This is a genomic window from Bacillus sp. AFS015802 (assembly GCF_002561455.1).
Lineage (GTDB): Bacteria > Bacillota > Bacilli > Bacillales > Bacillaceae_B > Rossellomorea.
The window spans coordinates 1-19,828 of sequence record NZ_NTUP01000064.1 but is presented as its reverse complement, the minus strand read 5'-3'; the positions used below and the strand labels follow the sequence as shown (position 1 = coordinate 19,828).

Annotated in this window: 20 protein-coding genes, 1 tRNA gene, 1 other RNA gene and 1 other annotated feature; of the genes, 14 read left to right on the top strand and 8 right to left on the bottom strand. The window is 43.8% G+C overall.

The features are described from left to right. Positions 1-370 precede the first annotated feature (370 nt). The gene (locus tag CN378_RS16930) at positions 371-1,531 is read right to left on the bottom strand and encodes an IS256 family transposase (RefSeq protein WP_098353672.1); all 1,161 of its coding nucleotides are present in this window, start codon (positions 1,529-1,531) and stop codon (positions 371-373) included. A gap of 609 nt (positions 1,532-2,140) precedes the next feature. Here CN378_RS16930 and CN378_RS16925 point away from each other — a divergent pair. After that, a complete protein-coding gene (locus CN378_RS16925; RefSeq protein WP_098353671.1) occupies positions 2,141-2,626 on the top strand; it encodes a glutathione peroxidase in 486 nt (161 codons plus the stop codon). 33 nt (positions 2,627-2,659) lie between these two features. On the opposite strand, the gene CN378_RS16920 is transcribed toward CN378_RS16925, so the two are convergent. Then, a complete protein-coding gene (locus tag CN378_RS16920) occupies positions 2,660-3,595 on the bottom strand; it encodes a YaaC family protein (protein WP_257141181.1) in 936 nt (311 codons plus the stop codon). 112 nt (positions 3,596-3,707) lie between these two features. Between CN378_RS16920 and guaB the strand changes: the two genes are divergently transcribed. The 6 genes from guaB to CN378_RS16885 all read left to right on the top strand — a co-directional run bounded on the left by guaB (position 3,708) and on the right by CN378_RS16885 (position 10,527). Next, positions 3,708-5,171, top strand: coding sequence for an IMP dehydrogenase (guaB, locus tag CN378_RS16915; protein WP_098353670.1), 1,464 nt, complete (start codon positions 3,708-3,710; stop codon positions 5,169-5,171). Between the two features lie 231 nt (positions 5,172-5,402). Continuing rightward, positions 5,403-6,722, top strand: a complete 1,320-nt coding sequence (locus CN378_RS16910; protein ID WP_098353674.1) for a D-alanyl-D-alanine carboxypeptidase family protein — start codon at positions 5,403-5,405, stop codon at positions 6,720-6,722. A 527-nt stretch (positions 6,723-7,249) separates the two neighbouring features. Beyond that, the gene (gene pdxS / locus CN378_RS16900; RefSeq protein WP_044340693.1) at positions 7,250-8,131 is read left to right on the top strand and encodes a pyridoxal 5'-phosphate synthase lyase subunit PdxS; all 882 of its coding nucleotides are present in this window, start codon (positions 7,250-7,252) and stop codon (positions 8,129-8,131) included. 11 nt (positions 8,132-8,142) lie between these two features. Continuing rightward, positions 8,143-8,733 carry a pyridoxal 5'-phosphate synthase glutaminase subunit PdxT gene (gene pdxT, locus CN378_RS16895; RefSeq protein ID WP_098353668.1) on the top strand — a complete coding sequence of 197 codons (591 nt, stop codon included), beginning with the start codon at positions 8,143-8,145 and terminating at the stop codon, positions 8,731-8,733. Positions 8,734-8,786: 53 nt separating this feature from the next. Beyond that, positions 8,787-8,994, top strand: a binding site (T-box leader). A gap of 48 nt (positions 8,995-9,042) precedes the next feature. Continuing rightward, positions 9,043-10,317: a serine--tRNA ligase gene (gene serS, locus CN378_RS16890; protein ID WP_098353667.1), complete on the top strand. Its 1,275-nt coding sequence runs from the start codon at positions 9,043-9,045 to the stop codon at positions 10,315-10,317. Positions 10,318-10,434: 117 nt separating this feature from the next. Beyond that, positions 10,435-10,527: transfer RNA gene (locus CN378_RS16885), tRNA-Ser, on the top strand. 105 nt (positions 10,528-10,632) lie between these two features. Here CN378_RS16885 and CN378_RS16880 read toward each other — a convergent pair. The 5 genes from CN378_RS16880 to CN378_RS16860 form a co-directional block, all read right to left on the bottom strand. After that, complete coding sequence (locus CN378_RS16880; RefSeq protein WP_098353666.1) at positions 10,633-10,995, bottom strand: hydrolase; 363 nt, start codon at positions 10,993-10,995, stop codon at positions 10,633-10,635. Positions 10,996-11,209: 214 nt separating this feature from the next. Further along, entirely contained in the window at positions 11,210-11,878 is a 669-nt protein-coding gene (locus tag CN378_RS16875) for a deoxynucleoside kinase (protein WP_098353665.1), read from the bottom strand. Beyond that, positions 11,862-12,518 carry a deoxynucleoside kinase gene (locus CN378_RS16870; protein WP_098353664.1) on the bottom strand — a complete coding sequence of 219 codons (657 nt, stop codon included), beginning with the start codon at positions 12,516-12,518 and terminating at the stop codon, positions 11,862-11,864. Before CN378_RS16870 ends, CN378_RS16875 begins: the two co-directional genes overlap by 17 nt. A gap of 231 nt (positions 12,519-12,749) precedes the next feature. Next, positions 12,750-14,036, bottom strand: coding sequence for a glycoside hydrolase family 18 protein (locus CN378_RS16865; RefSeq protein WP_098353663.1), 1,287 nt, complete (start codon positions 14,034-14,036; stop codon positions 12,750-12,752). 78 nt (positions 14,037-14,114) lie between these two features. Beyond that, a complete protein-coding gene (locus CN378_RS16860; RefSeq protein ID WP_098353662.1) occupies positions 14,115-14,654 on the bottom strand; it encodes a cysteine hydrolase family protein in 540 nt (179 codons plus the stop codon). Between the two features lie 82 nt (positions 14,655-14,736). Between CN378_RS16860 and tadA the strand changes: the two genes are divergently transcribed. The 7 genes from tadA to CN378_RS16825 all read left to right on the top strand — a co-directional run bounded on the left by tadA (position 14,737) and on the right by CN378_RS16825 (position 18,967). After that, on the top strand, positions 14,737-15,231 hold the full coding sequence (tadA, locus tag CN378_RS16855) for a tRNA adenosine(34) deaminase TadA (protein ID WP_098353661.1): 495 nt from the start codon (positions 14,737-14,739) through the stop codon (positions 15,229-15,231). 94 nt (positions 15,232-15,325) lie between these two features. Next, positions 15,326-15,590: signal recognition particle sRNA large type (gene ffs, locus CN378_RS16850), an RNA gene on the top strand. Between the two features lie 163 nt (positions 15,591-15,753). Continuing rightward, the gene (gene dnaX / locus CN378_RS16845) at positions 15,754-17,442 is read left to right on the top strand and encodes a DNA polymerase III subunit gamma/tau (protein ID WP_098353660.1); all 1,689 of its coding nucleotides are present in this window, start codon (positions 15,754-15,756) and stop codon (positions 17,440-17,442) included. A 31-nt stretch (positions 17,443-17,473) separates the two neighbouring features. Continuing rightward, on the top strand, positions 17,474-17,797 hold the full coding sequence (locus tag CN378_RS16840; protein ID WP_173104273.1) for a YbaB/EbfC family nucleoid-associated protein: 324 nt from the start codon (positions 17,474-17,476) through the stop codon (positions 17,795-17,797). Between the two features lie 11 nt (positions 17,798-17,808). Further along, on the top strand, positions 17,809-18,405 hold the full coding sequence (gene recR, locus CN378_RS16835; protein WP_034766119.1) for a recombination mediator RecR: 597 nt from the start codon (positions 17,809-17,811) through the stop codon (positions 18,403-18,405). A 17-nt stretch (positions 18,406-18,422) separates the two neighbouring features. Next, a complete protein-coding gene (locus tag CN378_RS16830; RefSeq protein WP_034766121.1) occupies positions 18,423-18,641 on the top strand; it encodes a YaaL family protein in 219 nt (72 codons plus the stop codon). Positions 18,642-18,703: 62 nt separating this feature from the next. Then, on the top strand, positions 18,704-18,967 hold the full coding sequence (locus CN378_RS16825; RefSeq protein ID WP_098353659.1) for a pro-sigmaK processing inhibitor BofA family protein: 264 nt from the start codon (positions 18,704-18,706) through the stop codon (positions 18,965-18,967). Between the two features lie 70 nt (positions 18,968-19,037). Here the strand turns inward: CN378_RS16825 and CN378_RS16820 are convergent, their stop codons facing one another. Further along, complete coding sequence (locus CN378_RS16820) at positions 19,038-19,517, bottom strand: PaaI family thioesterase (protein ID WP_098353658.1); 480 nt, start codon at positions 19,515-19,517, stop codon at positions 19,038-19,040. Positions 19,518-19,828 lie beyond the last annotated feature (311 nt).

Sequence of the window (19,828 nt, the reverse complement as noted above, 5' to 3'; positions counted from 1 at the left end):
GACGTCGCCAGGCAATATTTGAAAAGAGTAGCTCATTTGGGCTGCTCTTTTTGTTTTGGTTTTTTTGAAAAGAGAGAAGTGAAAAAAAAGCGGAAGAGACGCTTTTTTAGGAACAGTCGGTCTTCCTGTTGGCGGTGCGGGAAGCCCTGTGAAAAAGGAATGCATAAAGGAATAAAAAGTCAAGTCCTTTATATTGTGTAAATTCCATACTTGTCTTTTTCAACTTTAAATCGAATATAGGTATTCTATTCAACATTTTTTTGCGAAACTTCCATAATTAATTTCTTCATAGCCAGGGAAGGCTGTNNACAGCCTTCCCTGGCTATGACACCATTGGAATGGGAAGTTTCATTCAAAATGCTTAGGGCTTTTAAAAGAATTTTCTTTTTGAATAATTGGTCTGTTGGTAATGAAATAATACTGCCCCAACCAACCGAAAAGCTGACTGCGTATTAGGAAAAATCCGTATGACCTTTTCTCTTCTTCGAACCTCTTGGTTTAAGCGTTCCAAACTGTTTGTACTACGAATGTGTGGTCGAATTTCCTCAGGGTGCTCCATGTACTGTATGGTATCTTCAAAGCCTTCATCTAAGATGGCCAACGCTTTTTCATATTTTTTATTCTCGCTAAACTGACTCATCAGTTCTTCTTTAAAGTTCCTCATATCTTCGATTTTGACAGCTTCAAATACCCGCTTAATCATAGTTCTAATTTCTTTGGAATCTTTCTTAGGGAGTTGGTTGATAATATTTCGTTTGAAATGTACATTACACCTCTGCCAACTGGTTCCAATAAATTCACGGAGCACAGCTTTTTGTAGACCCTTATGGGCATCTGAAATTACAAGCTTAGGTGATTGTAAACCGCGCGATTTCAGCTGTTGAAAGAACCTACTCCAACTCTCATAGCTCTCGGCATGATCGACCATTAATCCTAAAATCTCACGATTATTTTTCTCTGTAAGAGCTGTCGCAATGTAGACGGCTTTTGAAACGACACGATGGTGTTCGCGGACTTTTATATACATGGCATCTACAAATAGAAATGGAAAATAAGTTCCGTTTAAAGGTCTCTTTGCCCAATCATTAATGATAGGATCTAATTTTTGAGTCAGGGAAGAAACGAATGATTTTGAAACTGTTTCACCACAAAGCTGTTCCACAATATGAGTAACCTTACGGGTAGAAACACCATTGATCACCATTTCAAGCATTGAAAGGACAAAAGCTTGATCACAACGTGAGTACTTTTCAAATATGGAAGGAGAAAAATCTCCATTACGGGTGCGTGGTACCTTCAATTTGATTTTCCCAACACTCATTGTGAAATCACGCTCATAGTAACCGTTACGATAATCTAAACGATCAGTAGATCGTTCGTAGGAAGCTGCTTGTAGGTATTGGTCTCTCTCCCTTTCCATGTATTCATTTAATACAAGGACGATGGCTGATCGGACCACCGTTTCGATATTAGAATTTATTACTGCTTCTTTTAAAGAATCCAAATCTAGGTTAAACTGTAATTGAGTCATCTTTATTCCTCTTCTCATTGTTTATCGTCGTTGAAAACAGTGTTGACAAGAAGGAATAAAATGACTCTTTCTTTTTACACAATTATATGGACTTAATCGAATAAAATGGAAAAATACGCAATAACCCTCTAAAACGACGCAAAAAATTAAAAAATGACGCAATCACCGCCGATTATGACGCAAAAAATTAAAAAACGACGCAATTAGTTAAGACCTGACCCTTCCCAGGATATATTTCGCAGCAGTAATCTCTCTCTTGATTAAGCTAAAGAGCAATTAGAACCATANNTATGGTTCTAATTGCTCTTTTCATGAGCATTTAATCTACTTTTTCTTGAACTATGGAAATCTCATCCTCTTAAACTCAGATTGTAAAAGGTGATTGGCTATGCATGAAATCGGATATCCGATTTCTGACGTCCGACTACTTCACCTACCAGCCACCGCCACACGCATTTCACCACACGCTCTACCACAACATGTCCCACACCCACCGCCTATCCAACTTCCACCCTCCATCTCCTCTCCCGTCACATGCTCAAAATTGCTATCCTCAGGTCTCCTAACGTATTATGTAAGTAAGTTTATCAATCAAGGAGAGAAGAACATATGACGACAATATATGATTTTAGCGTGAAAAGAGCGGATGGATCTGTGACGTCTCTGAAGGAGTATCAGGGCAAGGTGATGCTGATTGTGAATACTGCCAGCAAGTGTGGCTTTACGCCTCAGTTTGAAGAACTGCAGGGCCTGTATGAGGAGTATAAGGAAGAGGGTCTTGTTGTACTTGGATTCCCATGTGATCAGTTTATGAACCAGGAGTTCGCTGATCAGGATGAGATCATAGAGTTTTGTCAGGTGAATTATGGAGTATCGTTCCCTATGTTTTCTAAGGTTGATGTGAAGGGGAAGACAGCTCATCCATTGTTTACTTTTCTGACACAGGAGAAGAAGGGTGTGCTCGTTTCGGGGATTAAGTGGAATTTCACTAAGTTTCTGGTTGGGAAGACGGGAGAGGTATTTGATCGGTATTCGCCACAAACCAATCCTCGTAAAATCGAGGAGGATATTAAAAAGTTACTTCAAGCAGAATAGGGAAAGAGGAGATGCTTTTCCTTCCTCTTTTCCCTAGATTTTATCTTTGAGTATCTTAAGCAGAAGATATGGTGCTTTTTCTGTTGTGACGTTGATAAAAGTTGTGATGATCGGATAGTCTTCGTTGGTGCGGTTTTTTAACAGTTCCACCCACCATTCTGTTTCATACCGGGCTATCATGCTCAGGTTATAAAGGATGGCGTAATGGATCAGCACTTCGGGAATGGAAGTGACGTCATTCCGGATTCCGGGCAGGGCCAGCGTGTCGTTGTGTAAGTGCCACCTGATTGGCAGGTTTTCCTCGTGAAAAGGTACTTGTAGCGTATCCGGTGCTATCCAGTTCAAATCCGCTGCACATTTTTCATTCAGGTATTGTTTAAACAGCCCCTCCGACATATGAAAGTGTGACAGCAACGGTTCGTCGATGTTCAGTTCATTCTTGTGATTGAACCAGAACATGGTCTTTTTTTTAAGTAATACAAGAAACGCTTCTTCAAGCTCGGGTATTTGGACGAGCAGATCTTCCATTTTGTATTTTTCTCCCACGATATGTTTCACGTGGAACAGGAGGTCTGAAAAATGTGAGAATAACCCATTTTTCTGCACCTTCACTTCATCTTGAAGAAATCTGTACTGTTGCTTCTTCCTTTTTCTTGACGTGATCCCATGGGCAAGAACGGTGGTTGTTTCAGGGTATTCAGGATCCTCCGTTAAGACGATGGCTTTAATAAAGTGAATATAGCCATAGAAGAGCAAGATGGGCTTGAGTGAAAGGGGAGAGATCATCGCTTGTTTATAGTAAAGCTCTCCCTGTTCCAGGTAATACATGAATGGATAACAGTTGTCGTAACTTTTCATTTCAGCTTGAGAAGCCCCGATTTTTTCATAGCATTTTTTTAGAAACTTCTGGGAGTATTCAGCTGACTGAAAATAGTGGATGAAGTCCCAGTGTTGACGTATTTTGCTCAATAGATCACCTTCTAATTATTCTGAAAAATTAAATTAATTCTATTCTTCTTGACAGTATTTTAACCAATTGATAACCTACTAATAATATTTTGGGACTAGGGAGGCCGAAAACATGTGGGATTCTAAATTTGCTAAAGAAGGTTTAACGTTTGATGATGTCTTATTATTACCGGCTAAATCAGAGGTATTACCAAAGGATGTAAATATCTCTGTTGAGCTTACAGATTCAATTAGGCTGAATGTTCCTGTGATCAGTGCAGGGATGGACACCGTAACCGAAGCTGAAATGGCGATTGCAATGGCTCGAACGGGTGGACTTGGTATCATCCACAAGAATATGAGTATTGAACAGCAAGCTGAGCAGGTCGATAAAGTAAAACGTTCCGAAAGTGGAGTTATTTCTGATCCATTCTTTTTAACTCCGGATCATCAAGTTTTTGCAGCAGAGCACTTGATGGGCAAATATAGAATTTCCGGTGTTCCGATTGTGAACAACGAGCAGGAACAGAAGCTGGTCGGGATCTTGACGAATCGTGATCTTCGTTTCATTCAGGATTATTCGATCCAGATCTCGGATGTGATGACGAAGGAAGATCTTGTAACAGCTCCTGTCGGCACTACCCTGGAAGAAGCGGAAAAAATTCTTCAGCAGTATAAAATCGAGAAACTGCCTTTGATCGATCAAGAAGGAACGCTTAAAGGGTTGATTACGATCAAGGATATTGAAAAAGTCATCGAATTCCCAAATTCAGCCAAAGATGCTCAAGGGCGTTTATTGGTTGGAGCAGCTGTAGGGATTTCAAAAGATACCTTAACCCGCGTAGAACATTTAGTAAAAGCACATGTAGATGTCATCGTGATCGATACGGCTCACGGACATTCAGCCGGAGTCCTTTCTATTGTTCGTGAAATCCGCGAAGCTTATCCAACGTTAAATATCGTAGCCGGAAATGTAGCCACTGCCGAAGCGACAAGAGAATTGATTGAAGCGGGTGCGGATGTGGTCAAGGTGGGAATCGGACCTGGTTCGATCTGTACGACCCGCGTTGTGGCAGGTGTCGGTGTTCCACAAATTACCGCTGTCTATGATTGTGCGACGGAAGCCAGAAAGCATGGGAAGAGCATCATCGCTGACGGAGGAATCAAGTACTCTGGTGATATCGTGAAAGCCCTGGCAGCCGGTGGACATGCTGTCATGCTGGGCAGCTTATTGGCCGGAACATCTGAAAGCCCTGGCGAAACAGAAATCTTCCAAGGGCGCCGTTTTAAAGTATATAGAGGAATGGGATCCGTCAGCTCCATGGAAAAAGGATCGAAGGACCGCTATTTCCAAGAAGAAGCGAAAAAGTTCGTTCCAGAAGGTATCGAAGGCCGTATTCCTTATAAAGGACCTTTAGCCGATACATTGTATCAGCTGGTCGGAGGCTTGCGTTCCGGCATGGGATATTGCGGAACGAAGGACTTGTACGAATTGAGGGAGCAGGCACAGTTCATTAAAATGACAGGTGCCGGACTTCGTGAAAGTCATCCCCATGACGTTCAGATTACGAAAGAAGCACCAAACTACTCTTTATAAGAAAATAATGACAAAAGCTGATCGGAAATTCCTGATCAGCTTTTTTTATTTGGCTGGAATGGTGATTTTTCGCATTTTTATAAAGGCCGCAAGTCCCTTGACCCATGCCAAAACTAGTCATATTCTCTGTCTATTCTTACCTTTGGAACTATGATAAAATAACGAAGGTGTACATAAAATCTTGGAGGGCTAACAGTGAAAAGAAGTTGGATTCAAAAATCTTTTGTTTGTATGATGGTTTTTATGATGGCAATGAGTATGGTTCAGAAACCTGCCAATGCTCAAGGTGATTTGGACGTTAACGCAAAAGCTGCGATTTTAGTAGAGGCTAGTACAGGTAAGATTTTGTACGAAAAGAATTCGGATACTGCTCAAGGAATTGCCAGTATGACGAAAATGATGACAGAGTACGTGCTGCTTGAAGCTATAAAAGAAGGTAAAGTGAAATGGAATCAAACGTATACAGTACCTACAAACATTTCTAACATGTCTCATAATGATAATTTGAGTAATGTTCCATTAAGGGAAGAAGGAACATATAAGATTAAAGATTTGTATGAAGCCATGGCGATTGAATCTGCGAATGCAGCTGCAATGGCTATAGCGGAAACTGTTGCCGGGTCTCAAGAAAAGTTTGTCAAAATGATGAATGATAAAGCGAAAGAACTGGGCTTGGAAAACTATAAATTTGTCAATGTGACAGGTTTGAATAATAAAGATTTAGCTCCTTATGTGGATCAAGTAGTAGGCGGAGCAGATGAAGAAAATGTGATGTCTGCCAAAGATACAGCAACACTTGCTTACCGGTTAATGAAAGATTATCCGGAAATTTTGAAAACATCAAGCATGGCTAAGAAAACGTTCGCTGAAGGTACAGAAGATGCTTTCAATATGAAAAACTGGAACTGGATGCTGCCTGGACTGATCCGTGAATACGAAGGCATGGATGGTCTGAAAACCGGTACGACTGATTTTGCGGGTGGGTGTTTTACCGGAACAGCTGAAAGAGACGGAATGCGCTATATTACAGTGGTCATGAACGTAGATATAAGTTCTGGTGAAAATTCTTATGATGCACGATTTAATGAAACAAGAAAAATGTTGGATTACGCTTTTTCTAATTTCACTATGGAAGAAGTCCTTCCTGCTGACTACCAGGTAAAAGGTCAAAAGACACTTTCAGTTGAAAAAGGTAAAGAAAAAGAAGTTCAAATCAAAACCGATGCTCCGTTAAGCATGGTGATCAAGAACGGAGAAGAAGATCAGTACAAGCCAAAATTTGTATTGGATAAGAAAAAGCTGAATGATGATGGCGAATTGACGGCTCCTGTGAAAAAAGGGGAAAAGGTCGGCTATGTCATGTTAGAAGCGAAAGGCAAGAAAGATTTAGGGTACCTGACGGATAAAGGGACCAATGCTTCAAAGGCATCTGTTGTTACCGTGGATGGTGTCGAGAAAGCAAACTGGTTCGTCCTTTCCATGAGAGCGGTTGGTGGATTCTTCGGAGACATCTGGAATTCCATTACTTCTACGGTTAAAGGCTGGTTCTAATATATTGAAACACCAAGACTTAAGTTGAACAGGTCTTGGTGTTTTTTTATATTCGTTTGGCTGAAGGGAACTATACAAAGGAACATGAGGGATTACCATGATATGCTTGTCGGGCCTGAGCAAGCCGCTTCCGCTTTTCGTCTTGTCCAGCTCCAGCGGCTTGGGGCTCGAGGTCATAAGCCAAGTAACCCAAAAAGGCAAAAAACGCCTTTCCGGGTTACTCGTCTTATGCTTGTCGCCCCAGAACAAGCCGCTTCCGCTTTTCGCAATGTCCAGCTCCAGCGGCTAGGCCCTCGAGGTCATAAGCTAAATATGCCAAAAAGGCAAAGAACGACTTTCCGGCATATTCATCTTATGCTTGTCGGGCCTGAGCAAGCCGCCTTCGCTTTTCGTCTTGACATAAGCTTGTTTTTATTGTTTATTTAGCAGTAGGGTTACATAATCAATCCGATTGTTTTAGTCACGTTTCCTTCCTTTTTTGGGAAGTTGTGGGATAGACAAGGGATAAATATAAGGGGGATATAGATATGAAGACTGGTACAGATCGTGTAAAAAGAGGTATGGCTGAGATGCAAAAGGGCGGCGTCATCATGGACGTTGTCAATGCAGAGCAGGCGAAGATTGCTGAAGCTGCGGGTGCAGTGGCAGTAATGGCTTTAGAACGAGTTCCAGCAGACATCCGTGCTGCAGGTGGAGTAGCAAGAATGGCAGACCCTCGTATTATTGAAGAAGTAATGGGCGCTGTGTCGATTCCTGTAATGGCAAAGGCTCGTATTGGTCATATTGTAGAGGCAAGAGTTCTTGAGTCAATGGGTGTTGACTACCTTGATGAAAGTGAAGTATTAACGCCTGCTGATGAAGAGTACCATTTGAATAAAAGAGATTTCACCGTGCCATTCGTATGTGGGTGCCGTGATTTAGGTGAAGCTGCCCGCCGTATCGGTGAAGGAGCATCTATGCTTCGTACAAAGGGTGAGCCTGGAACAGGTAATATCGTTGAAGCAGTTCGTCATATGCGTAAAGTGAATGCTCAGGTTCGCAAGCTTGTAAGCATGAATGAAGATGAAATCATGACAGAAGCTAAACTTTTGGGAGCTCCATACGAATTATTATTAGAAATTAAAGAAAATGGCCGTTTACCTGTTGTAAACTTTGCTGCAGGCGGAATTGCCACACCAGCTGATGCGGCTCTTATGATGGAATTAGGAGCTGACGGAGTATTCGTAGGTTCTGGTATCTTTAAATCAGAGAATCCTGAGAAATTCGCGAGAGCGATTGTAGAAGCGACTACTCATTATCAAGATTACAAGTTAATCGCAGAGCTATCAAAAGAGCTTGGTGTAGCAATGAAGGGAGTAGAAATTTCTTCTATTTTACCTGAAAACCGTATGCAAGACCGTGGATGGTAAGGTGTGATTCTATGTTGAATATCGGTGTATTAGGACTTCAAGGTGCCGTCAGAGAGCATGTACGTTCAATTGAAGCCTCAGGTGCCAAGGCGATCGTCATCAAGCGTGTAGAGCAGCTGGAAGAGATTCAGGGGCTGATCATGCCGGGTGGGGAAAGTACGACCATGAGAAGGCTGATCGACCGTTATGGCTTTATGGAGCCGTTGAGACAATTCGCGGCAGAGGGGAAGCCGATTTTCGGGACATGTGCCGGATTGATTCTCTTAGCAAAACACATTGTCGGATACGATGAACCTCATCTTGGTGTGATGGATGTGACGGTGGAGCGTAATTCCTTTGGCCGTCAAAAAGAAAGCTTTGAAGCGGATCTTTCGATAGCCCATGTAGGGGAAGGATTCAATGCCGTCTTCATCCGTGCTCCGCATATCGTGGAAGCGGGGGAAGATGTTGAAATCCTTGCGAAGCATAACGGGCGTATCGTGCTTGCACGGCACGGACAATTCCTTGGCTGTTCCTTCCATCCTGAATTGACGGATGACCATCGTTTGACTTCGTTCTTCGTTGAGATGGTGAAGGAAAGCATGGAAAAAACAATCGCATAATTCTATTGCAAAATGGAAAACATTGTAGTAGATTATGAAATAACCAATTAAAATTTAAATCGTTGATAGGAAATAGTAGTGAAGAAGGCTTGCTTAAGAGAGTCGATGGCCGGTGAGAATCGACGCAAGAGCTTTACGAATCCATCCTTGAGTGAAGTACTGAATGAAGTAGGTATTTTCGGTGATTCCGTTACCATCTCTTAAGAGGAAGATGCTTTGCGTCTTCAATTAGGGTGGCAACGCGGAACCTCCGTCCCTTTTACCAGGGATGGGGGTTTTTTATTTTTTATAAAAAGGAGAGAAACTTACATGTTAGACATTAAGTATTTACGTAACAATCTGGAAGATGTAAAAGCGCGCCTGCAGCACCGCGGTGAAAACCTGGAGGACTTCGGCAAGTTTGAAGAGCTTGATAAAAGAAGAAGAGAACTGCTTGTGGAAAGTGAAGAGTTAAAAAGCAAGCGTAATGATGTATCTCAACAAATTGCCGAGCTTAAGAAAGAGAAAAAAGATGCCCAGGACATGATCGTCGAAATGCGTGAAGTCGGGGCCATGGTGAAAAAGCTGGACGATGAACTAAGAGGCATCGAAGAAGAATTGGAGCGTATCCTTCTTTCTATTCCAAACATTCCTCATGAATCTGTACCTGTAGGTGAAACAGAGGACGACAATATTGAAGCGCGTAAGTGGGGAGAAGTCCGTGATTTTGATTTCGAAGCACAGCCCCACTGGGACATTGCAACAGGACTTGGAATCCTTGATTTCGAACGGGCAGGAAAAGTGACGGGAAGCCGTTTCGTTTTCTATAAAGGACTCGGAGCAAGGCTTGAAAGAGCCCTTATCAACTTCATGATGGACCTTCACATGGATGAGCACGGCTATACGGAAATGATTCCTCCATTCCTTGTGAACAGAGCGAGTATGACTGGAACCGGTCAGCTTCCTAAGTTTGAGGAGGATGCTTTCAGGATCGAGAGCGAAGACTATTTCTTAGTCCCGACAGCGGAAGTACCTGTGACAAACTATCATCGTGATGAAATCCTGAAGGCCGACGAACTGCCGGTAAGCTATGTTGCATACAGTGCCAATTTCCGTTCTGAAGCCGGATCTGCCGGGCGCGATACAAGAGGGTTGATCCGTCAGCATCAGTTCAACAAAGTGGAGCTTGTCCGCTTCGTGAAGCCGGAAGATTCTTATGATGCATTAGAGGAATTGACGGGCCATGCTGAAAAAGTCCTTCAATTACTTGGCCTTCCTTACCGAGTGTTGTCTATGTGTACAGCGGACTTAGGCTTCACTGCCGCGAAGAAATACGACATTGAAGTCTGGATCCCAAGCTACGGGACCTACCGCGAGATTTCTTCTTGCAGTAATTTCGAAAGCTTCCAGGCGAGACGTGCCAACATCCGTTTCAGAAGAGAGCCGAATGCCAAGCCTGAACATGTGCATACGCTAAATGGATCTGGTTTAGCGATCGGACGTACGGTAGCAGCCATTTTGGAAAACTATCAGCAGGAAGATGGATCAGTCGTTGTTCCAGAAGCTCTTCGTCCGTATATGGGTGGAGTGGAAGTTATCAAATAAAGGACTTAACCCAGTCCAAAGAAGTCTCACGCTTATCCGTGAGACTTCTTTTATATTTTTTTTATAAATATGCTTGACTCCATTTGTACACCATGATATTATAGTTCTTGTCGATACGGAGGAATACCCAAGTCCGGCTGAAGGGATCGGTCTTGAAAACCGACAGGGGTGTAACAGCCCGCGGGGGTTCGAATCCCCCTTCCTCCTCCATTGATTTTTTTATAACCATAGCGCATAAACATTGGAGATAAATTCGTTACATTTTATGTAACGAATTTTTTTATTTTATCCCCATGTCCAAAGAACCGGTCCCTTTTACTTAAGGTTCTTGATGTCTTCCCTCATATGGTGATCGGACGTGTTTTCGAGTACACCGATCGCAGTGATATGACTGCGTGCTTCTTCATCCCCCAGCAAGTAAATCTTCGCATAAATATCCCTCATCGATTGATCATAGTGATCGTCTTCCGGTGAATTATGGTATTGGCGGAAAGGGACCTGAGCGCGTCTCATGGTCGACATGTCATCATCATAATTATCGTTAAAGAGCATTTTGAGCTCGTTTACTTCTGTAGGAGTGGCGAATATCCGATAGCTCGGACTCGCGTTTTGATGCGGATCCTGTAAAATGTCCCCACTGCTTATGTCCACATAATAAAATTGTTTCGATTCCATCATTCCTTCATCTCCTTTATTCATGGTTTATTATTACATATACCTCTTTCTAAATGGAAATAAACGGATGGATGGTGTTTAGAGTGTTTCCTGACATATCGTCAGCCTGGCCCTGTCAGTTATTGAGTGCTGGATGGTGAGGGGAACCGCTTCGCTTTCCATTTTATATACAAAAAGACTACCCTTGCCGCATTGGCCAGAGTAGTCTTTTTGATTTTTAGCTCTTTAACATTCTCGTTTGTTCAATGAAGTAGCCGATTCGTTCGACGATTGGCTCGATGGAGTTTTGGTCGTTGACGAGGTCGTATTCGCTGATGTCGAGTCTTAGGACAGGACAGGCGTTAAAGGAATTGATCCAGTTTTCGTAGCGCTCGTGCATTTCTTCCCAGTACGCAACTGGTGTTTGCTGTTCCATCGGGCGACCGCGCTCACGGATGCGGTCCACGACGTTATCGATGGATCCTTCCAGATAGATCAACAGGTCAGGGTGCGGGAAGTACGGTGTCATGACCATGGCATCGAAAAGACTTGTATACGTTTCATAATCGATTTCGCTCATATTCCCTTTTTCATAATGCATGCGTGCGAAGATGCCTGTATCTTCATAAATGGAACGATCCTGAATGAAGCCGCCTCCATATTCAAAGATTTTCTTCTGCTCTTTGAAGCGTTCTGCCAGGAAATAGACTTGAAGATGGAAGCTCCAGCTTTTAAAGTCCTGATAAAATTTATCGAGATATGGATTCGTATCCACTTTTTCAAACGACGTCCGGAAGCCGAGTGCATTGGCCAAACCGTTCGTCATAGTGGATTTCCCGACACCGACCGTTCCGGCAATGGTGATCACGGCATTACTGGGAATCCCGTATTTAGTGCGAAGATTCATGATAGTGAACTCCTTTTTTAAGTGTAGTCTCTAATTGAGTCAGAATATGATCCAGATCTTCTTTGTTTTGAACGAAGTCTACGTGGTCGCCATTAAAACGAAGAACAGGGATATCCGGGTGTGTTTCTTCGAAGGTATTCATATATTCTTCATAATCAAGTGACAGCTGCTTCAGGTACAGAGGGCTGATCTTCTTTTCGAAATCGCGTCCTCTTTTTTCGATCCGCTTCAGGAGCGTATCCAGGCTTGCGTTCAAGTAAATGACCACATTGGGCCTTGGCATGTCCGATGTCAGGATGTCATAGATGTTGAGGTATTTCTTGAATTGTTGTTCATCTTTCAACGTACGTTTTGCGAAGATGATGTTTTTAAGAATATGGTAATCTGCTACGACAGATTTATGTTGTGACAAGTAGTGTTTCTCGATATCTTCTAATTGCTTATATCGATTGCATAAGAAAAACATCTCTGTCTGAAAACTCCACTCTTCAATGTCATCATAAAATTTATCTAAGAATGGGTTTTCATCTACGATTTCTTTTAACAGGTGAAATTGAAAATGGTCGGAAATCGCTTTTGCAAGAGAGGTTTTTCCTATTCCAATCGGGCCTTCAACGGTAATGAAAGGAATGCGCCCCATTAATTGTCCTCCTCATAGTACGGCAATCTTTTCTCGAATATAGTTGTAAAAAATTACGACAGGAATTATTGTAACACAATATATGGATGGTTTGTTCAGGATATTTCCTGCAATAGAGAAAACACATCACCTTCATTATATCGGCTTCCTGGAAGGAGTATTTATGAAGACGCACATAAAAAGCTGAAGGATAGGTGTTTATAGATTTACCCATCCTTCAGCTTCTATTAATTATCTTTTAACAACATTGAAATTATCGGAAATTAACAACCAGTTCTGTGGAAAGGAAAGACCGAGCTTCCAATAGCTCATCCCCCTCAATTTCAGCTCTTTCATCAGTTCGAATTTAGCCTGGATGCTGCGTGCATCCTCAAACCATACTTCATGGTCTTTTCCTGTACTGGCATCTCGGTACTTGAAAAATGGTGCCTGAGCTTTTTGGTCATACTCGATTTTCACATTGTTATCAGCCGCTATCTTAATCCCTTGTTGGGGACTGATGGCTTTCGCTGTAGTTCCCTGTACAAAGGGCAGTGTCCAGTCATATCCATATAAATTCTGCCCCATGAGAATCTTGGATGGAGGCATTTCAGAAACGGCATACTCAAGGACCTCACGAACCGGTCCAATAGGGGAAACGGCCATGGCGGGCCCCCCGCTGTAACCCCACTCGTACGTCATGATGACGACAAAGTCGACAATTTCACCATGTGCTTTATAATCATGTGCTTCATACCATTTTCCTTTTTGATCTGCGCTGGTCTTCGGGGCCAGGGCGGTTGAAAGCAGCCATCCTTCCTGATTGAAGCGCTGTTTCGCTTTTCTTAAAAATTGGTTGTATGCTTCCTTATCCTGCGGACGTAAATATTCAAAGTCAAAGTGGATATCCCTGAATCCATATTTCTTGGCCGTTTGGACGACGTTATTCAGGAACTTATTCTGGACGTTCTGATCCGTTAGAAGAATTCGTCCCAGTTCATCACTGAAAGTCCCCTCTTCTTGATTGGTGATGGCCATCATCATGACGTTCTTGTTGTCTTTGCCTATCTGAAGGAGATTTCCCAGGGGAGGCTCCTTTAAGGTTCCATCCCTTTTTGCCTGGAAGCTGAAGGGAGCAAGGTATGTGAGATAGGGGGCAGCCTCCTTGGCGCTTTCTTCAAGATTCGGTGCCACTTCCTTTCCGTAAGGCTCGACATATCCATTAAACTCCGCTTTCCCTTTGGGTTTCTGTGGAATGTATAAACGGAACCCTACCTGTAAAGGCTGATTGGGAGAGATCCCGTTGACCCGTGCCAGTTCCTGATAGGGCACTCCCGTCTTTTGGCTGATGCCCCAAAGGCTATCCCCGGGTTGAACGAAATAAAAGCTCCCTATAATCGGGATGACCAATGATTGGCCGACCACTAAGTTATTGGGGTTCGGCAACTCATTTGCATCCACTATATCCTTAACGGTTGATCCATATGCTTGAGCAATACCAAATAAAGATTGGTTCGCCTGGACAACATGTATTTGCATAAACAGACCCTCCTTGAATTCATTCACTATAATCAGCGTATGAAACGGAAGGTATGAATATGTTTTGTGCAGGGATTTTTATAAGATATCCCCGGTTGGGCTGATGGTGGCTTTTAAGACATTCTTCATCATCGTCAGGGCGTAGTGATTATCATCTTCACTGACAGATGCGATGGCGTCACTTGGAATCATGAGATTAAACTCCCTCATATAGGCATCATTGGCTGTAAAGAGCACGCATATATTCCCGGCGATGCCTGTGATGATAAGGTTCTTCACAGACAGATGATGAAGGAGTGTATTGAGCGCCGTACCATAAAAGGCGGAATGCTTCGGTTTAATAAGAAAGTAATCTTCGTCTGTCGGCTGGAGCGGCGTCATGATGGAATCGCTCAGCCGGTTGTGGCACTTTTTATAAATCTCTTTGTAATCTGCTTTCCAAAGCTCATAATGGTCGTTAATATAGATGGTAGGAAGCTGATGTTTCAAGCAATAACGACGCAGTGTGTTGATGGGTTCGACAATCCCGGCGGTGTGTTGGGCGAGGGTTTCCCCGTGTTTGAAGTCGAATGGATTCATAATATCGATGACCAGAAGAGCAGTATTGTTAGGTATCATGTGAAAGCCCCTTTCTTTTATAGTTTGGAGTGAAAGGGGATATTTTATAAAGAATAGAGAAATAAATTTACGGGAGTACATAATGGGTATAAGAGAAGAACAGTTTATGAAGGAAGCATTGAAAGAAGCAGAAAAAGCGGCTGAGATCCAGGAAGTACCGATTGGCGCGGTGATCGTCATGGATGATGAGATCATTGCCCGGGCCCATAACCTGAGGGAAACGAGCCAAAATGCCATCACCCATGCCGAAACACTGGCCATTCAAGAGGCATGTGAGAAACTTGGGACCTGGCGGCTGGAAGGTGCGGAGCTTTATGTCACACTTGAACCATGTCCCATGTGCAGCGGGGCCATCATCCTTTCGAGAATCGATAAAGTCGTATACGGGGCCAATGACCCGAAAGCGGGCTGTGCAGGTACATTAATGAATCTCCTTGAGGACGACCGGTTCAACCACCAGTGTGAAGTAGTGGCCGGTGTACTGTCGGATGAGTGTGGTGGAATCCTTTCCCGCTTTTTTAAAACCTTGAGGGAACGGAAGAAGATCGAGAAGAAGAAGGAGACGGACTGTAAATAACTTACAGCATTCCATCATTGCTTTTTACCGTAAATCCTAGTATACTTAATCTTGCGTCGCACTAATGGCGCAACTAAATATGGTATCAATTTTGCCGTGCTAGGTGGGGAGGTAGCGGTGCCCTGTACTCGCAATCCGCTCCAGCGAGACCGAATTCCTTTCCGAGGCTCGCACTCTGTAGGGCCTGCCTCAAGTAAGTGGTGTTGACGCCTGGGTCCTGCGCAATGGGAATCCATGAACCATGTCAGGTCCGGAAGGAAGCAGCATTAAGTGGAAGCTCCCATGTGCCGCAGGGTTGCCTGGGCCGAGCTAACTGCTTGAGTAACGCCTATGGATGCTTGTCGACGAAAGGTGCACGGCAGTTTCATTTATATACAACAACTCATCCGATTCAGGGTGAGTTTTTTGTTTGTACAAAGGAATTGGGCCAACCCTAAATTGATCTCCGGTTTTCTTTGTAAAAGCGATTTACATTACGTTATAATAGAGACACTATAGTACATAAAAAGAGGGGGGAGTATTTTGGCATATCAAGCTTTATATCGTGTGTGGCGTCCTCAGTCATTTATTGATGTAGTGGGACAGCAGCATGTAACGAAAACGTTGCAAAATGCCCTCCTTCATCAGAAGATTTCTCATGCCTATTTATTCTCGGGACCAAGGGGAACAGGGAAGACGAGCGCAGCGAAGATCCTGGCAAAAGCCGTGAACTGTGAGCGTTCGCCTGTAGCGGAACCTTGTAATGAGTGCGATGCGTGTAAAGGGATCACGGACGGTTCCATTCCTGATGTCATTGAAATCGATGCCGCTTCCAATAACGGGGTGGAAGAGATCCGGGACATCCGGGATAAAGTGAAATACTCTCCAAACGTCGTCGAGTACAAGGTCTATATCATAGATGAAGTTCATATGCTGTCGATCGGAGCATTCAATGCCCTCCTGAAAACGTTGGAGGAACCGCCTAAACACGTCATTTTCATATTGGCGACGACCGAGCCCCATAAGATTCCGCTGACGATCATTTCCCGGTGTCAGCGATTTGACTTCAAGCGCATCACGGCCCGGGATATCGTGGGCAGAATGAGTCATATTGCTACGGAATCGGGTGTGAATTTTGAAGAAAATGCCCTTACGATCATTGCAAGGGCAGCCGAGGGAGGGATGCGTGATGCCCTCAGCCTTCTCGATCAAGCGATTTCCTTCAGTCAGGACCGGGTCACGGTGGAAGACGCCCTGACGGTGACGGGAGCTGTTTCGCAAGGCTACCTGAATACCCTGGCGAAAGCGATCCTGGAAAGAGATGTGACGACGGGCTTAGGGGCGCTTGAGGAACTCCTGTTTCAAGGGAAGGACCCGGCAAGATTCGCAGAAGACTTTATCCTTTATTTCCGTGATATGCTCTTATATCAAACGGCACCCAACCTGGAAGAATCGCTGGAGAGGGTCATGCTCGACGATGAGTTCAAAGAATTGGCCGGAAAGACCCAACCCGGGCAGATTTATCAGTACATCGACGTACTGAATCAGGCCGGTCAGGAAATGAAGTTCACAAATCATGCCCGGATCTACCTGGAGGTTTCCATCGTCAAGCTCTGTCAGATGGAAGCACCTGCATCCGTTTCTTCCCCGGAAGTGAACGATATGATGAAAAAGATCAAAATTCTTGAAAAAGAGATTGAACAACTGAAGGCAAACGGCGTCAAGGTACAGGCGGAGCCTGCTCAACAGCAGGCGAAAAAACCAATCAGGGCGAAGAAAGGGTTCCGTGCCCCTACCGGAAAGATTCAGGAAGTACTCCGGACCGCTACGAAGGAAGACCTTAACCTGATCAAGAGCCGCTGGGGGGACATGGTTGAAACCTTGAACCAACGCCAGATGCGTTCACAGTCGGCCTTATTGAATGATGCTGAACCTGTAGCAGCTACAAACGGTTCTTTTGTGTTAAAATTTAAATATGATATCCATTGCCAGATGGCGATGGAGAACCAAGCTTTTACTTCGGCGATCGCGTCCATATTGGAAGAGCTTACGGGAAATAGCTATGCGGCTATTGGAATCCCGGAAGATCAGTGGATGTCCATCAGAGAGGATTTCATCCGGAATTCCAAAACAGAGGACGGAGATCCATCCCAGGGGGACCAAGGTGATGACTCTCTCTTGAAGGAAGCTGAAAAGCTGGTCGGTATGGATTTAATAGAATTAAATGATTAAATTTTTATAAAAATATACTGGAGGTAATAGTATGATGCGTGGAAATGGTAATATGCAGAATATGATGAAGCAAATGCAAAAGATGCAGAAGAAAATGGCGGAAGCTCAGGAGGAACTGGGTGAAAAGCAAATCGAAGGTACAGCTGGCGGCGGAATGGTAACAGTCGTTGTTTCCGGTCACAAACAGGTCCTTGATGTCAAGATCAACGAAGAAGCGGTGGATCCGGATGATGTGGAAATGCTACAAGACTTAGTCCTTGCAGCGACTAACGATGCACTGAAGAAAGCGGACGAATTAACGAACTCAACCATGGGTCAATTCACTAAAGGAATGAACCTACCGGGAATGTTCTAGGAGGCAAACATATGCATTATCCTGAGCCTATATCAAAGCTGATCGACAGCTTTATGAAATTGCCGGGAATCGGGCCGAAAACTGCGGCCCGCCTGGCTTTTTTTGTTCTAAGCATGAAAGAAGATACCGTATTGGACTTTGCGAAAGCGCTGGTCAATGCAAAACGGAACTTGAGTTACTGCTCCGTCTGCGGACACATTACGGATCAGGATCCCTGCTATATCTGCGAGGATCAAAGACGGGACCGCAGCATCATCTGTGTCGTACAGGATCCCAAGGATGTCATTGCGATGGAGAAGATGAAAGAATATAACGGTCAGTATCACGTGCTCCATGGGGCCATTTCCCCGATGGACGGGATCGGTCCTGAGGATATCAATGTACCTGACCTCATCAAGCGCCTTCAAAGCGATGAAGTCCAGGAAGTCATCCTTGCCACCAATCCGAACATCGAAGGGGAAGCGACAGCCATGTACATCTCACGCCTTGTCAAACCATCCGGTATCCGGATCACAAGGATTGCCCATGGACTTCCTGTCGGTGGAGATCTTGAGTATGCAGATGAAGTAACCTTATCGAAAGCCCTTGAAGGAAGACGAGACGTTTAAAGAAGGAGAGGATACCTATGTTTTTCCGGAAAAAAGGAAAGCTGAAAAAAGAGTATGACCAATCCTTACTTCACGTTTTAGACGAAACCAAGGATCATTGGAATCAGCAGCGTTCCATAGAAGAGATGAGCGTGGATTATAATTTGAACATCCACTGCCATTCGAAAATTGCAGAAGCCAAATATTTTTTTCTCTTTAGAGAAGCAAAACATAGAAAGATCGTCATAAAAAGGTAGACAACCTTCATATCCTTTCAATAAGAGACTATTTATGTTCTATGTTGAGAGGAGAGAAGGGTATGAGCCCAGTAATCGTCATTGCGGTGATCAGCGGTCTGATTGTATTGCTGTTAGCGGCTGGAACGCCCATCAAGCCGCTTCGGTTTGTTGGACAAGTCGCCATGAAGGTCATGATCGGAGCACTATTTTTATTCTTCCTGAACGCCTTTGGCAGTCAGTACGGGATCCACGTCCCGATTAATGTGGCAACCTCATCTATTTCAGGGATATTGGGTATTCCGGGAGTAGTGGGGCTTACGGTGATTCAGTTGTGGATTTTATAGAATGATATGAAAAAGGCAGTCAAGATGTCAGGGGAGCTTTCCCTGAATCCTGGCTGCCTTTTCATTTATACTATTCACTTATAAACGTTTTTGGCATGACCACTGCGGTCACTTCACCACGGGCACACAGCTTCCCTTCTGCAAACACTTCTGTTTCCACTATGAATTTCTTCGGGTGAATCTCTTGAACGGTTCCCACCGCTTTTAATGGAACGTTGTGTGGGGTCGGTTTCATAAAATCAACCTTCAGGGAAGCCGTCACGAAGCGGGGAGGCGCTTGTCCGTCCCCGATCTCCCCGCCATTTTTCCGGTGCAGGGCAATCGCCGCTGATCCGGTGCCATGACAGTCGATTAAAGACGCAATCAACCCGCCATACACAAAACCAGGCAAAGCAGTATGTTCAGGCTTTGGCGTGTAGATGGTGACCGTATGATCCCCCTCGACCCCCGTCCGGAAGTGATGTCCATCTTGATTAAGACGCCCACACCCATAGCACCACGCGAAATCATCCGGGTAATCGTCCTGGATGGCATGAATGACTTCATTCATTATATACTCTCCCTTCATCTTAAAAACTTTCTATAAGTACTTTTCTATAAACGAACTGAAATTCCTTTATTGGTCACTTGTTTCTTCTCTATAAAGGGAAGGAAGAGGGATTTGAGCATCCTTTCTTAATGATTATATAAAAGATGAAAAATAGTATTGACGATTGCTAGTTGAAGATGTTATTATATTCCTTGTCGCCAAAACAAGGCGAGAAACAAATTTCAAAAAAAGCTTGACGCTTTATAGCGAAAAATGTTATATTTAAGAGGTGCTCAAGAGAGCCTAATGAAATATTGAACCTTGAAAACTGA

Excerpts from the sequence above, each read along its gene's own strand:
- CN378_RS16930 (WP_098353672.1), bottom strand. The coding sequence starts at position 1,531 with ATGACTCAATTACAGTTTAACCTAGATTTGGATTCTTTAAAAGAAGCA.
- CN378_RS16925 (WP_098353671.1), top strand. The coding sequence starts at position 2,141 with ATGACGACAATATATGATTTTAGCGTGAAAAGAGCGGATGGATCTGTG.
- guaB (WP_098353670.1), top strand. The coding sequence starts at position 3,708 with ATGTGGGATTCTAAATTTGCTAAAGAAGGTTTAACGTTTGATGATGTC.
- CN378_RS16910 (WP_098353674.1), top strand. The coding sequence starts at position 5,403 with ATGATGGTTTTTATGATGGCAATGAGTATGGTTCAGAAACCTGCCAAT.
- pdxS (WP_044340693.1), top strand. The coding sequence starts at position 7,250 with ATGAAGACTGGTACAGATCGTGTAAAAAGAGGTATGGCTGAGATGCAA.
- pdxT (WP_098353668.1), top strand. The coding sequence starts at position 8,143 with ATGTTGAATATCGGTGTATTAGGACTTCAAGGTGCCGTCAGAGAGCAT.
- serS (WP_098353667.1), top strand. The coding sequence starts at position 9,043 with ATGTTAGACATTAAGTATTTACGTAACAATCTGGAAGATGTAAAAGCG.
- CN378_RS16880 (WP_098353666.1), bottom strand. The coding sequence starts at position 10,995 with ATGATGGAATCGAAACAATTTTATTATGTGGACATAAGCAGTGGGGAC.
- CN378_RS16875 (WP_098353665.1), bottom strand. The coding sequence starts at position 11,878 with ATGAATCTTCGCACTAAATACGGGATTCCCAGTAATGCCGTGATCACC.
- CN378_RS16870 (WP_098353664.1), bottom strand. The coding sequence starts at position 12,518 with ATGGGGCGCATTCCTTTCATTACCGTTGAAGGCCCGATTGGAATAGGA.
- CN378_RS16865 (WP_098353663.1), bottom strand. The coding sequence starts at position 14,036 with ATGCAAATACATGTTGTCCAGGCGAACCAATCTTTATTTGGTATTGCT.
- CN378_RS16860 (WP_098353662.1), bottom strand. The coding sequence starts at position 14,654 with ATGATACCTAACAATACTGCTCTTCTGGTCATCGATATTATGAATCCA.
- tadA (WP_098353661.1), top strand. The coding sequence starts at position 14,737 with ATGGGTATAAGAGAAGAACAGTTTATGAAGGAAGCATTGAAAGAAGCA.
- CN378_RS16840 (WP_173104273.1), top strand. The coding sequence starts at position 17,474 with ATGATGCGTGGAAATGGTAATATGCAGAATATGATGAAGCAAATGCAA.
- recR (WP_034766119.1), top strand. The coding sequence starts at position 17,809 with ATGCATTATCCTGAGCCTATATCAAAGCTGATCGACAGCTTTATGAAA.
- CN378_RS16830 (WP_034766121.1), top strand. The coding sequence starts at position 18,423 with ATGTTTTTCCGGAAAAAAGGAAAGCTGAAAAAAGAGTATGACCAATCC.
- CN378_RS16825 (WP_098353659.1), top strand. The coding sequence starts at position 18,704 with ATGAGCCCAGTAATCGTCATTGCGGTGATCAGCGGTCTGATTGTATTG.
- CN378_RS16820 (WP_098353658.1), bottom strand. The coding sequence starts at position 19,517 with ATGAATGAAGTCATTCATGCCATCCAGGACGATTACCCGGATGATTTC.